At 59.6% G+C, this 12798-nt stretch carries 12 protein-coding genes; 8 read left to right on the forward strand and 4 right to left on the reverse strand.

The genetic code is table 11. From position 1 onward, the window contains the following. Positions 1–192 precede the first annotated feature (192 nt). The 3 genes from QK293_RS06485 to QK293_RS06495 all read left to right on the forward strand — a co-directional run bounded on the left by QK293_RS06485 (position 193) and on the right by QK293_RS06495 (position 5224). Complete coding sequence (locus QK293_RS06485) at positions 193–4533, forward strand: RHS repeat-associated core domain-containing protein (RefSeq protein ID WP_282376303.1); 4341 nt, start codon at positions 193–195, stop codon at positions 4531–4533. A 15-nt stretch (positions 4534–4548) separates the two neighbouring features. After that, positions 4549–4863 carry a hypothetical protein gene (locus QK293_RS06490; RefSeq protein ID WP_282376305.1) on the forward strand — a complete coding sequence of 105 codons (315 nt, stop codon included), beginning with the start codon at positions 4549–4551 and terminating at the stop codon, positions 4861–4863. A 139-nt stretch (positions 4864–5002) separates the two neighbouring features. Then, positions 5003–5224: a hypothetical protein gene (locus tag QK293_RS06495; RefSeq protein WP_282376307.1), complete on the forward strand. Its 222-nt coding sequence runs from the start codon at positions 5003–5005 to the stop codon at positions 5222–5224. Here the strand turns inward: QK293_RS06495 and QK293_RS06500 are convergent. The 3 genes from QK293_RS06500 to QK293_RS06510 all read right to left on the reverse strand — a co-directional run bounded on the left by QK293_RS06500 (position 5214) and on the right by QK293_RS06510 (position 7020). Then, the gene (locus QK293_RS06500) at positions 5214–5489 is read right to left on the reverse strand and encodes an HU family DNA-binding protein (protein ID WP_003213368.1); all 276 of its coding nucleotides are present in this window, start codon (positions 5487–5489) and stop codon (positions 5214–5216) included. The two genes, QK293_RS06495 and QK293_RS06500, sit on opposite strands and share 11 nt — an antisense overlap. Positions 5490–5683: 194 nt before the next feature. Continuing rightward, positions 5684–6832 (reverse strand): FAD-dependent oxidoreductase, encoded by a 1149-nt coding sequence (locus QK293_RS06505; protein ID WP_282376310.1) that lies wholly within the window; start codon positions 6830–6832, stop codon positions 5684–5686. Positions 6833–6852: 20 nt separating this feature from the next. Next, positions 6853–7020: a rubredoxin gene (locus QK293_RS06510; RefSeq protein WP_282376312.1), complete on the reverse strand. Its 168-nt coding sequence runs from the start codon at positions 7018–7020 to the stop codon at positions 6853–6855. A gap of 201 nt (positions 7021–7221) precedes the next feature. Here QK293_RS06510 and QK293_RS06515 point away from each other — a divergent pair, with 201 nt between their 5' ends. Continuing rightward, entirely contained in the window at positions 7222–7785 is a 564-nt protein-coding gene (locus QK293_RS06515) for a chorismate lyase (protein WP_282376314.1), read from the forward strand. Beyond that, positions 7785–8675 (forward strand): 4-hydroxybenzoate octaprenyltransferase, encoded by an 891-nt coding sequence (gene ubiA, locus QK293_RS06520; RefSeq protein ID WP_282376316.1) that lies wholly within the window; start codon positions 7785–7787, stop codon positions 8673–8675. The genes QK293_RS06515 and ubiA overlap by 1 nt, the downstream gene beginning before the upstream one ends. Before the next feature lie 49 nt (positions 8676–8724). Here ubiA and QK293_RS06525 read toward each other — a convergent pair whose 3' ends face one another. After that, the gene (locus tag QK293_RS06525; RefSeq protein WP_282376318.1) at positions 8725–9117 is read right to left on the reverse strand and encodes a hypothetical protein; all 393 of its coding nucleotides are present in this window, start codon (positions 9115–9117) and stop codon (positions 8725–8727) included. A gap of 153 nt (positions 9118–9270) precedes the next feature. Here QK293_RS06525 and phoB point away from each other — a divergent pair, with 153 nt between their 5' ends. From phoB to QK293_RS06540, 3 genes are all read left to right on the forward strand, one after another. Next, positions 9271–9960 (forward strand): phosphate regulon transcriptional regulator PhoB, encoded by a 690-nt coding sequence (gene phoB, locus QK293_RS06530; RefSeq protein WP_008150066.1) that lies wholly within the window; start codon positions 9271–9273, stop codon positions 9958–9960. Between the two features lie 75 nt (positions 9961–10035). Next, positions 10036–11322, forward strand: coding sequence for a phosphate regulon sensor histidine kinase PhoR (gene phoR, locus QK293_RS06535; protein WP_282376372.1), 1287 nt, complete (start codon positions 10036–10038; stop codon positions 11320–11322). A gap of 123 nt (positions 11323–11445) precedes the next feature. Then, positions 11446–12786 (forward strand): hemolysin family protein, encoded by a 1341-nt coding sequence (locus QK293_RS06540; RefSeq protein ID WP_282376320.1) that lies wholly within the window; start codon positions 11446–11448, stop codon positions 12784–12786. Positions 12787–12798: the final 12 nt, after the last annotated feature.

A 12798-nucleotide genomic window follows, 5' to 3' on the forward strand; every position in this document is an offset into this window, starting at 1 on the left:
TTTTGATGCCCGTACCAGGCTCTGCGGTGTAGTACGCTAACAACCGGGCCGAAGCTGATCAAACGCTTGAGGACTGCGCTAACGCGCATGCTGTAACCGACAAGGAGAAAGGTGCAATGGAAGGCATCGAGTTACGCAACAAATGCAACGATTGCGCGGCGGCTAGACCCTTGTGTCAGATGAGCACCGCGCATGTCTGACGCACTCTGGGCCGCCCGGCTGGGCGATGCCCTCAACCACACCTCAATGATGGCCGACATCCTCGGCGGCGTGCTGGAGGTGGCGGCCAACATCGCGATTACCGCACTGGCCACCGCCGCCGTGGTGGCGGCCACCGGCATCACCGTCGTCACTGGCGGATTAGGTTGCTTCGTGCTCGGCTTGGTGGTGGGCACGATTGTCGGCCTTGCCATGAGCAAGACCGGGGCCGACAAGGGCCTGAGCAATTTATGCGAAAGCTTTAGTAACGCACTGTTTCCGCCCACGGTGCAGGCGACGATTCTCACCGGCTCCACTAATACCCTCACCAACAACATCCCTGCTGCCCGGGCCGCTGGGGCGATTCCGTCCCATGTCGCGCCGGCCGGTACCGAGCTGGAAATACCCGAGCCGGAAGCCGAAGCCAGCTACCTGGACATGGCCGAGAGCTTCTTCTCCCAGATGTGGCGACCCACCGTCGCCCCCCCCGCGCCGGGCGCCGTGCCCAAGCCGCTGGACCTGCTCATCTGCATGAAGCATCCGCCGATGCCGCCGCAGTTTCTGGCCGAAGGTTCGGACAAGGTCACCATCAACGGCCAGCCTGCCGTGCGCAGCGGCGATCGCAGCACCTGCGATGCCACGGTGGTGTCGTCCGGGCTGATCTCCCCCAACGTGACCATCGGTGGCGGTTCGGTGGTGGTACGCGAGATCCGCAGCGGCAAGACCCCGGGCGTGGGGCTGGCGGTCACGGCGTTGCTGATGCTCAAGGGCGGCAAGGGCAAATTCCTCAGTAACCTGCCGTGCATGCTGATCGGCGGCGCGACGTCGATGGCCGTCAGCAGCGCGATGGGTGCGATGGCCAACGCCGCCATGGGCTCGGCGAACCCGGTGCACGCCGCGACCGGGGCCAAGGTGCTGGGTGGCGGCGAAGAGCTGGATTTCGTACTGCCCGGCGTCTTGCCGATGGATTGGCAACGCTTCTACAACAGCCGTGACGAGCGCCACGACGGGTTGTTCGGCGCCGGTTGGAGTGTGTCCTACGAGGTGCAGGTCGAGATCCTGCCACATCCAGAAGGCGGCGAAACGCTGGTCTATACCGATGAACAGGGCCGGCGTATCGACATGGGCTCGATCCCTCTGGGCGGCGCCGTGTTCAGTGCCGGTGAAGGGCTCAGCGTTCGGCGTCATCGCAATGGGCAGTTGTTGATTGAAAGCGATGACGGGCGGTACCGGCTGTTCGACGTCGCACCCGTTAACCCGTCTTTGTTGCGTCTGAATCAGCTCGGTGATCGCAACGACAACCGCATTTACCTCGACTACGACGGCGCCGGACGGTTGGTGCGGCTGCGCGACACCTTCGATCTGGTGCAGGTGGAGCTGATTCAAGAGCGCGGTCGTGTGGCTCGGGTGGAACGCCTGTATCCCGACCAGCATCGCGAAGTGCTCGTCAGTTATGGCTATGACGCGGTGGGCAACCTGACCGAAGTGCGCGACACAACCGGCCAGGTGCAACGGCGCTTCAGCTACGACGCCGGACAGCGGATGGTCGAGCATCAGTTACCCACGGGGCTGCGTTGTTTCTATGAATGGGCGTTGATTGAAGACCTTGAATGGCGCGTGGTCCGGCACTGGACCGACGAGGGCGACGCTTACCAGTTCGACTATGACCTCGTCGCCGGCGTCACGCGCATCACCGATGGCTTGCAGCGCGTCAGTACGCGGCGCTGGAACACCCAGCACCAGATCACCGAGTACACCGACAACCTCGGCCACACCTGGCAGTTCGAGTGGGACGATGAACGCCAACTGCTCAGCGCCACCGACCCACAGGGCGGACGCTACGAATACAGCTACGACGACGCCGGCAACCTGATTGGCGAAACCGACCCGCTGGGCCGCAGTGACTCGACCTTATGGCTGGAGCATTGGCCTTTGCCGCTGGTGGAAACCGACGACGCCGGCAACAGCTGGCAGTATCGCTACGATCAGCGCGGTAATTGCATCGCCGAGACCGATCCGCTGGGCCACATCACCCGCTACCGCTACGACGCCCACGGCCAGGTCGTGGAAATCATCGACGCCACCGGCAAAAGCAAAAAGCTGCGCTGGAACCCGTTCGGTCAACTGGTCGAGCACATCGATTGCTCGGGTTATCCGACGCGCTTCAGCTATGACAACCGGGGCTATCTGCAAGTCATCACCGACGCCCTCGGTGAACGCACCCAATTCAGCTACGACGCCCATGGCCGGCTGCTCAGCAGCCAATTGCCGGACGGGCGCACCGAGCACTATCAGCGCGACGTCAGCGGCCAGTTGACCGGCTATACCGACCCGGCCGGGCACACCACGCTCTATCAACACAACCGTCGCGGCCAGGTACGCCAGCGCACCGACGCCCAGGGTCGGCAGGTGCAATTCGCGTATGACGACTACGGGCGGCTGCAAGCGTTGACCAACGAAAATGGCGAAAGTTATCGGTTTGCCTGGGACGCCGCCGATCGACTGACCGAACAACAGGATCTGGATGGCAGCGCCAAGCGCTACGCCTATGACCTGTTGGATAACGTCGCGGCGGTCACGGCTGTTCCGGCGCCTTACGGCAACGGCCTGGCCGTGGTCCCCGAAGCGCCTTTGGCCCCCATCGTACATCGGTTAGAACGCGACGCCGTCGGCCGGCTGATCGCCAAAATCACCGACGATGGCCGCACCGACTACACCTACGACCTGCTGGACCAGCTCACCGCTGTCACCTTCACCAACCACCAGGGCAACGCACACACCCTGAGCTTCGCCTACGACGCCCTCGGCCAGTTGCTCGAAGAACAAAGCGCGGCTGGCAGCCTGCACCACCACTACGACGAACTCGGCAACCTGATCCAGACCCAACTGCCCGACGACCGCTGGATCAATCGCCTGTACTACGGCAGCGGCCACCTGCACCAGATCAACCTCGACGGCCAGGTCATCAGCGACTTCGAACGTGATCGTCTGCATCGCGAAGTGCTGCGCACCCAAGGCCAGATCAGCACCCGCAGCGAATACGACCGCAGCGGCCGCTTGCGCGCACGCCAACGCCAACACACCCGCCAGCCATCGCTGATGCCGGCAGCCGTGCAGAAACATTTCGAGTACGACCCCGCCGACAACCTGATCGGCAAACTCGACCAGCAACCCAACGCGCAACACCGCCAACTGCTGCACTACGACGCCACCGGCCGCATCATCGCCAGCCAGGACAGCCTGCACGGTCAGCGCGAAACCTTCGCCTACGACGCCGCCGCCAACCTGCTGGATGGCCCGCAACCTGGCGCCGGGCTGGTGGTGCACAACAAACTGCTGACCTATCAGGACAAGCGTTACCGCTACGACGCGTTCGGCCGGATGATCGAAAAACGCAGCGCTAAACGGAGCCTGCAACGCTTCGGTTACGACGCCGAAAGCCGCTTGATTGAAGTGCGCAATGAAAACGGCAGCGTGGTCCGGATGACCTACGACCCGCTGGGCCGGCGCATCGAAAAAACCGAGCACGACACCCACGGCTACCCACTCGGCGAAACCCGCTTCACCTGGGACGGCCTGCGCCTGTTGCAGGAACATCGCCATCAGCAGACCAGCCTTTACCTCTACGAAGACGAAGGCTACGAACCCCTGGCTCGCGTCGACGGCACCGGCCCGCTGCAAAAAATCCGCTATTACCACAACGACCTCAACGGCCTGCCGGAACAGCTCACCGAAGCGGACGGCCACAACGTCTGGCAGGCAACTTATCGGGTGTGGGGCAACACGCTAGAAGAGGTGCGCGAGCCGTACTACATTGAAGAGCAGAACCTGCGGTTTCAGGGGCAGTACCTGGACCGGGAGACAGGGCTGCATTTCAATACGTTCAGGTTTTATGATCCGGATATGGGGCGGTTTACGACGCCGGATCCGATTGGGTTGGCCGGTGGAATCAATCTATATCAATATGTAATCAATCCATTTGGGTGGATAGATCCGCTTGGACTCAAGTCTTGTGGCAGCGGACCGAAATGGACAAAAAAAGGTTGGAAACATGTTTACGAGCGTCACTTTAGAACTCCGGGCTCACGCTGGTCGCATAAGAGCAAGTTTACTGTCGGCAACGAGCAGAAATTGAAACTCATGGTGAACAAAACAGTTAAACGAGGCACCGCGACTTATCAGAAAGATAAGCAGGGCAATACAAAATACGAATATGAATTTGGACAGCCCGTTGGATCTCGGACCAACAAGCAAACCGGCATCGTTGAGCATCAAAATAAGATGACTGTTATCCTCAATAAACACGGCGAAGTGGTTACAGCCTTCCCGTCCTGAAAATTAGGTACCCCTATGCCGCTCGACTTTATGGCTTCAGAAAGTCAAAAAAATATCAATGAAAAAACCCCCATATTTTCTCTGAGTGAAAACGCACACGATATTCTGCTGAGCATCGCAAAACCCAAAAAAGACTTCCCCAAAATACATAAATTTTCCGATTACTACTCCGACACCTGCATTCTTTTTGGGGAAATAAAACCTCTAATAATTGAAATTGAAAAAGCAATGAAAACCGGCAAAACAAATTCAAGCGAACTGAATGACTTAATCAAATTCCTAAACAATACCTACGATGAAAATTTTAACTTATACATTTATTGCGATTAAACCAGCTGCACCTATGACGCGCAGATAACGTCGGTGACTGCTGTCCCATCGCCTGTATTACGGCAGTGGCCACCTCCACCAAATCAACCTCGACGGCCAGGTCATCAGCGACTTCGAACGTGATCGTCTGCACCGCGAAGTGCTGCGCACCCAAGGCCAGATCAGCACCCGCAGCGAATACGACAGCGACGGGCGCTTACGTTCACCCCAACGCCGACACACCAGCCATCCAGCCATTGCTGATGCCGGCAGCCGTGGAAAAAGGCAAAAAAAACGGGCACCCGATTCAATCGGCGTGCCCATTCTTTTCATTACCGTTTTCCCCTCAGTATTCGAGGTACTTGCAGCAATTATGGATTGACGCTGTCTTTCAACGACTTGCCTGGCTTGAAGGCGACGGTGTTGCTGGCCTTGATTTTGACCGGCTCACCGGTTTGCGGGTTTTTGCCGGTGCGGGCACCGCGATGGCGTTGCAGGAAGGTACCGAAGCCCACCAGCGTGACGCTGTCCTTGCGGTGCAGAGCGCCGGTGATTTCTTCGAGAACGGCGTTGAGAACGCGGTTGGCCTGCTCTTTGGTGAGGTCTGCTTTTTCAGCAATTGCAGCGGCGAGTTCTGGTTTACGCATGTTAGTGAAGCCCCTTTGACGGTTTTTTGTTGTTATGTCCGTGCTGTCCTCGTTGGAACAGCGCCCAAAGCGCCGCAGGTGCTCTACTCTGCGGCAGACGGGAGTGAGAATGGCATGCACGGAAGACCCGCGCCAGTCTCGGCGCGACCTTTGTAGTGGCAAAAGAGGGGTGATTCCGACAGAACGACCGGTATTTACGCCAGCAGTGCCGGAAGCTCTTTGTTCAGGGCCAGTTTTTCCATCACCGCCGCGCCTGTCAGGGCATATCCCAGCAGTTTGCCGCTGGCATCGCGGCACAATACCTTGATGTCCGCGCCCTGCCCTTCGACCGTCCAGACGCCTTCGAAACCCCGTGGCGGTGGTGAAACCACCAATGGGCAAACCGGGGTTTTCACGGTGATGGGCATCGGGCCATAACTCACCGCCGTCGGGTTTCCGGCGAGGGTCTGAGCCAGCGCTCTCGCACAGCTCATGAGGGGCATCACGTACAACAGATTCAGCCCATCGACCTCGCCGCAGTCGCCCAGAGCGTAGATGTTGGCGTGGGAGGTTTTCAGGTGACGATCGACCACCACCCCGCGATTGACCTGCACACCGGCAGCGGCCGCCAGGTCGATGCGCGGACGCAGACCAATGGCCGAAACAACCACGTCACAAGGAATCACCTGACCGTCAGAGAGATGCGCTTCCAGGCCGCCAGCCACGCGCTGCAAGCGATTGAGCACCGGCCCGAGGTGGAAGCGTGCGCCGAGGCTTTCCAGCCCGGCCTGGACCGCAGCGGCCGCCGCCGGGTGCAGCAAGGTCGGCATGACTTGCTCGCACGGTGCAACCAGTTGCACCTCGTAGCCGCCGAGGATCAGGTCGTTGGCGAACTCGCAGCCGATCAGACCGGCGCCGAGCAACAACACCCGACGTTTGCCGGCCGCCGCTGCGCGAAAGCGTGCGTAATCTTCCAGGTCGTTGATCGGGAAAACGGCGTCAGTCGCATCGCCTTCGATCGGCACCCGCACGGTTTCCGCGCCCCAAGCGAGGATCAGGTCACGGTAAATCACCGATTCCTCACCGATCCACAAGCGCTTGTGGCCCGGGTCAATGCCGCTGATGCGTGTGTGCGTGCGCACCTCGGCCTTCAATTGCTCGGCCATGGCGCCCGGTTCGGCCATGCTCAGGCCATCGGCGTCTTTGTTCTTGCCAAAACCAGTGGAAAGCATCGGCTTGGAGTAGGAGCGTCCGTCATCGGCAGTAATCAGCAGCAGCGGGGTTTCGCCATCGAGTTTGCGAAACTCCCGGGCCAGGTTGTAGCCAGCCAGCCCGGTGCCGACGATCACGACAGGTGCGTTCATTCCCTACTCCTCTAAATGTCTTAGTTGATTTCAATCATTTCGAAATCCATCTTGCCCACGCCGCAGTCCGGGCACAGCCAGTCTTCCGGCACGTCCTGCCACAGGGTGCCCGGCGAAATGCCGTCATCCGGCCAGCCGTCGGCTTCGTTATAAATCAGGCCGCAGACCACACATTGCCACTTTTTCATTCACATACATCCTCAGAATTCAGGCTTTTGCCGGCGCGAACGGTCAATGGTTGGAGCGCTGCCGTCCGGCTCAGGGGCGTTTTGTACTGATCGGGCCCGGCAGATGCAAGCCTGTTCGACGCGACGGCTGGCCGGATCAATCAAAATCGCCGGCTGACATGGTAAGCTCGCCACCTCATTTGCTGCCAATAATGACTCACTGTGCCGCACTCAAAATCCCCCACCATGACCCCGCTCTGGCTCCCTGAAAGCCAACTGACGCCCCTCCCCGACACGTCCACCCTCGACTGGCTGTTCGACGAAGGCTCTCTGACCCGACGGCTGATCCGTTTGTCGAATGACGGCTTCAGCGTCACGCCACTCTTCGAAGGCTGGCAGCCCCTGCGCGCCGACGAATGTGCCGCACTGGATCTGGCCGAAGGCAGCGAGGGCTGGGTTCGCGAGGTGTATCTGCGCGGCCACTGCGAGGCCTGGGTGTTTGCACGCAGTGTGGCGGCGCGCAGCGCGTTGCAGGGCGACGGTTTGCACATGGACGAATTGGGCAGCCGCTCTCTGGGCGAATTGCTGTTTTGTGATCAAGCGTTTCAGCGCCGTGCTATCGAGGTTTGTCACTATCCTCAACAGTGGCTGCCGATGGAGTCTCGGGCACCTGAACTCTGGGGCCGGCGCTCGCGTTTCGACCGCGGCGCCTTGAGCGTGCTGGTGGCCGAAATTTTCTTGCCGACCCTGTGGAACGCTACCCGCGCCCATCCGGAGAATTGCTGATGTACCAGAGCCTGCTCAAGTCCCTGAATCGCTTGAATCCACGGGCCTGGGATTTCGTTCAGCTGACCCGCATGGACAAGCCGATCGGCATTTATCTGCTGCTGTGGCCAACCCTGTGGGCATTGTGGATTGCCGGTAAAGGCTCGCCATCATTGGCCAACATCGTCATTTTCGTCCTTGGCGTGGTGCTGACCCGTGCCGGCGGCTGCGTAATCAATGACTGGGCGGACCGCAAAGTCGACGGCCACGTGAAGCGCACTGAACAGCGGCCATTAGTGAGCGGCAAGATCAGTTCCAAAGAAGCCCTGGTGTTCTTCGCGCTGCTGATGGGCGTGAGCTTTTTGCTGGTGCTGTGCACCAATGCCACGACGGTCTGGCTGTCGTTCGGTGGTTTGGCTCTGGCCTTCACTTACCCGTTCATGAAGCGCTACACCTATTACCCGCAAGTGGTGCTGGGCGCGGCGTTCTCTTGGGGCATGCCGATGGCATTCACCGCCGAGACTGGTGAACTGCCAGCGGCCGCCTGGCTGCTGTGGATCGCCAACCTGCTGTGGACGGTGGGCTACGACACCTATTACGCCATGACCGACCGCGACGACGATCTGAGAATCGGCGTTAAATCCACGGCGATTCTGTTTGGCGAAGCGGACCGGGTGATCATCCTGACGCTGCAAGGGTTGGCGTTGGGTTGCTTGCTGTTGGCCGGGTCGAAATTTGAGCTCGGCGGCTGGTTCCACTTGGGATTGCTGGCGGCAGCGGGCTGTTTTGCGTGGGAGTTCTGGTACACCCGCGGCAAGGACCGGATGCGTTGCTTCAAGGCTTTTTTGCACAACCACTGGGCCGGGTTGGCGATTTTTGTCGGGATTGTGCTGGATTACGGGTTGCGTTGAATCAAACCTGCTCCCGGCATGGGGGCAGGTTTGTGGTTTCTGGACTCGCTTACTTCTTCGGTCCGGTATTGGTGATGACGTGCCAGACGTCCTTCATTTTGTCGCCTACCATGTCACCGGGTTTTTTGTCACTCACGAACGTGTAAAGCGGTTTACCGTCGTAGGCATATTGACTCGTGCCGTCATCGCGCTTGATAACGCTCCACTTGCCTTCGGCCTTTGCACCCGCCGGAGCCATCATTGGCGGCCAGTTCTTGGCACAATCATCGTTACACATTGACTTGCCGCCAGCATCCTTGTCGAACGTGTACACCGTCATACCCTTATGATCGACCATCATTCCGTCTTTCATCATTGCTGGCTCAGCCGCGAAGGCCATCGATGGCAACGCCAGGGCCGCGGTCAGCATCAGAGCCTTGATGGATTGCGAGTATTGCTTCATGGAAACCTTCCTTTTGTGGTTGTCAGGATTCGGAATTAGAGCTTAGTTCAGGATCACAACAATCGCAGGGCGACTAAAATACTGTCACACGACTGCAATAATTCCGTTATCTAATGCGGCGCAAGACAGTTAAATGACAAGAGGATTAAAGGCATGGTTGGCAGGAGCATTCTGATCGTCGACGACGAAGCGCCCATTCGCGAGATGATCGCCGTTGCGTTGGAAATGGCCGGCTATGACTGCCTGGAGGCTGAGAACTCCCAGCAGGCCCACGCCATCATCGTTGACCGCAAGCCGGACCTGATCCTGCTCGACTGGATGCTGCCCGGCACGTCCGGCATCGAGCTGGCCCGGCGCCTCAAGCGCGATGAGCTGACCGGGGACATCCCGATCATCATGCTCACCGCCAAAGGCGAAGAGGACAACAAGATCCAGGGCCTGGAAGTCGGCGCCGATGACTACATCACCAAGCCTTTTTCCCCACGAGAGCTGGTGGCGCGCCTAAAGGCCGTGCTGCGCCGCGCCGGCCCTACCGATGGCGAGACGCCGATCGAAGTCGGTGGCCTGCTGCTGGACCCGATCAGCCACCGTGTGACCATCGACGGCAAACCCGCCGAGATGGGTCCGACCGAATACCGCCTGCTGCAGTTCTTCATGACCCACCAGGAGCGCGCCTACACCCGTGGCCAGTTGCTGGATCAGGTCTGGGGCGGCAACGTCTATGTCGAAGAGCGCACCGTCGACGTGCACATCCGTCGCCTGCGCAAAGCCCTCGGCGACGCCTACGAAAATCTGGTACAAACCGTGCGCGGCACCGGCTACCGGTTTTCCACCAAGGCCTGAGCTGACCGCCAGACTCGCTGACAAGGACGCATATTTTCCGTGAACCAAAACTGGCATGGCATCCTGATTCGCCACATGCTGTTGCTGGTCACCACCTGCCTGGTGATCGGCCTGATTTCCGGCTACTACGGCTGGAGCCTCGCCGCGGGCCTGGGCCTTTACCTGGCCTGGACGCTCAAGCAACTGCTGCGTCTGCACGAGTGGCTGCGCCTGCACAAATCCGATGAAGCACCGCCCGATGGCTATGGCCTGTGGGGTGAAGTGTTCGACAGCATCTACCACCTGCAACGCCGCGACCAACGGGTGCGCGGGCGTCTGCAAGCGGTGATCGACCGGGTCCAGGAATCCACCGCCGCGCTGAAAGACGCGGTGATCATGCTCGACAGCGACGGCAACCTGGAATGGTGGAACCGCGCCGCCGAAACCCTGCTCGGCCTCAAGACGCCGCAAGACAGCGGCCAGCCGGTGACCAACCTCGTACGCCATCCGAGCTTCAAAGAATACTTCGAGCAGAACAGCTACGCCGAGCCGCTGGAAATCCCGTCGCCGACCAATGATCGCCTGCGCATTCAGCTGTACATCACCCGCTACGGCAACAACGAACATTTAATGCTGGTACGCGACGTGACGCGTATCCATCAGCTGGAACAGATGCGCAAGGACTTCATCGCCAACGTCTCCCATGAACTGCGCACGCCGTTGACAGTGATCTGCGGTTATCTGGAAACCCTGCTCGACAACGTCGAGGAAGTGAACCCGCGCTGGACCCGTGCCTTGCAGCAGATGCAACAGCAAGGCGGACGCATGCAAACCTTGCTCAACGATTTACTGCTGTTGGCCAAACTGGAAGCCACCGATTACCCGTCGGACAACCAGCCGGTGGCCATCGACGGTTTGCTGCAATCGATCAAGAGCGACGCTCAGCAGCTGTCCGGTCAGCGTAACCAGACGATCATGCTGGAAGCCGACCCGACGATTCTGCTCAAGGGCAGCGAAGCCGAATTGCGCAGCGCATTTTCCAATCTGGTGTTCAACGCGGTGAAATACACACCGGCCGAAGGCAACATCCGCATTCGCTGGTGGGGTGATGAGCAAGGTGCACACCTGAGCGTGCAGGACTCCGGCATCGGCATCGACAGCAAACACCTGCCCCGCCTGACCGAACGCTTCTACCGTGTCGATTCCAGCCGCAACTCCAACACCGGTGGCACGGGGCTCGGGCTGGCGATCGTCAAACACGTGCTGCTGCGCCACCGCGCGCGAATGGAAATCAGCAGTTTGCCGGGCCACGGCAGCACCTTCACCTGCCACTTTCCGCCAGCCCAAGTCACAAAATCCCGAGTCATCAGCGCCACCGACTGATACCGGCCAGCACTCGCCCCTAGGCAATCGCCCGGTCAGCCGCTACATTGGCTGACTTGTGCCTGCCCTTCAGGCGCACTTTTTTCTTTCCTTTCGAATACACGGAACCCGCAAAACTCCATCATGGACCCTTCCCCTGGCTTGACCCTCGCGACACTCTTCGCCGATTTCGGCATGATTCTTTTTGCTCTGATCCTGGTATTGCTCAACGGCTTTTTCGTTGCGGCGGAATTTGCCATGGTCAAATTGCGCTCGACCCGGGTCGAAGCCATCGCTGAAAAAAACGGCTGGCGCGGACACATCCTGCGCACCGTTCACAGTCAGCTCGATGCTTACCTGTCGGCCTGCCAATTGGGCATCACCCTCGCCTCCCTGGGCCTTGGCTGGGTCGGTGAACCGGCGTTCGCGCACATCCTCGAACCGCTGCTTGAAGCCGTTGGCGTGCAGTCGGCCGAAGTGGTCAAAGGCGTGTCGTTCTTCACGGCGTTCTTCATCATTTCGTACCTGCACATTGTGATCGGCGAGTTGGCCCCGAAATCCTGGGCCATCCGCAAACCCGAGTTGCTGTCGCTCTGGACGGCCGTGCCGCTGTACCTGTTCTACTGGGCGATGTACCCGGCCATTTACCTGCTCAATGCCAGTGCCAACACGATTCTGCGGATCGCCGGCCAAGGTGAACCCGGCCCTCATCACGAACACCATTACAGCCGTGAAGAACTGAAACTGATCCTGCACTCCAGCCGTGGCCAGGACCCTAGCGACCAAGGCATGCGCGTATTGGCCTCGGCGGTGGAAATGGGCGAGTTGGAAGTGGTCGACTGGGCGAACTCCCGGGAAGACCTGGTGACGCTGGAGTTCAATGCGCCGCTGAAGGAAATCCTGGCGATGTTCCGTCGCCACAAATTCAGCCGTTATCCGGTGTACGACAGCGATAGTCAGGAGTTTGTCGGCCTGCTGCACATCAAGGATTTGCTGTTGGAACTGGCGGCCCTGGACCACATTCCCGAGTCGTTCAACCTCGCCGAACTGACCCGTCCGCTGGAGCGCGTCTCTCGTCACATGCCGCTGTCGCATCTGCTGGAACAGTTTCGCAAGGGCGGCTCGCACTTCGCCCTGGTTGAAGAAGCTGATGGCAACATCATCGGCTACCTGACCATGGAAGACGTGCTGGAAGTGCTGGTCGGCGATATTCAGGACGAACACCGCAAGGCTGAACGCGGGATCCTCGCGTACCAGCCGGGCAAGCTGCTGGTGCGTGGGGATACGCCGCTGTTCAAGGTCGAACGCCTGCTGGGCATCGACCTGGACCACATCGAAGCCGAAACCCTCGCCGGGCTGGTCTACGAAACCCTGAAACGGGTGCCGGAGGAGGAGGAAGTGCTGGAAGTCGAAGGCTTGCGGATCATCATCAAGAAGATGAAAGGGCCGAAAATTATTCTGGCCAAGGTGTTGATGCTCGATTGAGCATCAACCTTT

The organism is Pseudomonas sp. AL03, from assembly GCF_029960815.1.
Classification (GTDB): domain Bacteria; phylum Pseudomonadota; class Gammaproteobacteria; order Pseudomonadales; family Pseudomonadaceae; genus Aquipseudomonas.